This window comes from Neisseria sp. P0008.S010, from assembly GCF_051962715.1.
GTDB classification, from domain to species: domain Bacteria; phylum Pseudomonadota; class Gammaproteobacteria; order Burkholderiales; family Neisseriaceae; genus Neisseria; species Neisseria elongata.
The window spans coordinates 1-1,281 of record NZ_JBQCVA010000107.1 but is presented as its reverse complement, the minus strand read 5'-3'; the positions used below and the strand labels follow the sequence as shown (position 1 = coordinate 1,281).

At 42.1% G+C, this 1,281-nt stretch carries 1 protein-coding gene; it reads left to right on the top strand.

The window, feature by feature from the left end:
- Positions 1-344: 344 nt before the first annotated feature.
- On the top strand, positions 345-989 hold the full coding sequence (locus tag ACTHSL_RS12640) for a DUF1294 domain-containing protein (RefSeq protein WP_440381661.1): 645 nt from the start codon (positions 345-347) through the stop codon (positions 987-989).
- Positions 990-1,281 lie beyond the last annotated feature (292 nt).

Sequence of the window (1,281 nt, the reverse complement as noted above, 5' to 3'; positions counted from 1 at the left end):
GCGGGTGTTTTTGTGCATGTTCATGTTACAGTATTCTCCTGGAAATACTGTAAACAACGCTAGGGATTTCTACATCTTATACGGCCACAGCTTTGCGGCTGTTTTCATTGTTTAACCATCTTTCATTCGACAGAACTGAAAAAGGATGACTTTCTGTCGGAAGACGACGGACAGTATACTGCATGGTGTCCTTATTGCGGCATCGATAGTAATCGGGGAAAATTGCGGGTATGAAATTACCCCGAAATTATTGGCAGCGATGAAAGACTATTGGTTTTAAAAGATATAAAGTATAGAGTAGAGCTTTCAGACGGCCTCCAAATATCAAATGATCAAAAGAAAAAATGACTGAAAAATTTAAAGGCCACATTGTGAATTGGCACGATGAAAAAGGTTTCGGCTTCATTAAATGCCAAGATTTATCGGAAGAGATCTTTTTTCATATCAGCCAATATAAAGGGAAGCAGCGTCCTGAAATTAATGAGCAGGTGGTGTTTACTTTAGGCAAAAATAGGCAGGGGAAAACGCAGGCTTTGCAGGTGCAAGAATGGCTGCTTGTACGCAAACAACAGCGAAAACATGAGCATTGGCAACAGCAGCAAGACGAATTTGAGCATAATCGCCAACTTTTTACTGTTTGTGCCATCGCTCCCCATATCTTATTGGCGGCTGCTTGGTTCATTGGAAAAGTTCCGACTGTATTGCCATTGTGGTACGTTACATTAAGCCTGATGACTTTTGCTGCCTATGCCAAAGATAAATACGCCGCAGAAAACGGCGGCTGGCGTACTCCTGAAAATACGTTGCACTTGCTTAGCTTGTTTGGCGGGTGGAGTGGTGCATGGTTGGCGCAAATTTGGCTGCGGCATAAATCAAAGAAAACAGAATTTCGCAGAATCTATTGGCTGACTGTCTTGATTAACTTGTCGCTGCTTTTCTATTTATTATTTTCTCCATCAGGCTATCGCTGGCTTAGCATTTTGGGATAACTTTTATTTGTAATTGGGTAGGAAAATTATAAGACTACTAGATTTTTGATGTGAGGACTTAATATTTTTCTTACTTGTTAAGTATAAACGGCAGCTGTTGCTTCTCCGCAGCTGCCGTTCATTTGACTATGCCGTTTTAAAACGTATAGCCTACCTGAGACCTTTGCAAAAAGCCCTTCCCCCGACAGCCGAAACCCAAACACAGGTTTTCGGCTGTTTTCGCCCCTAATTGCTCCTAATTTTACCCAAATGCCCCCTTAATCCTCCCCAGACACCCCCATAATCAGGTATC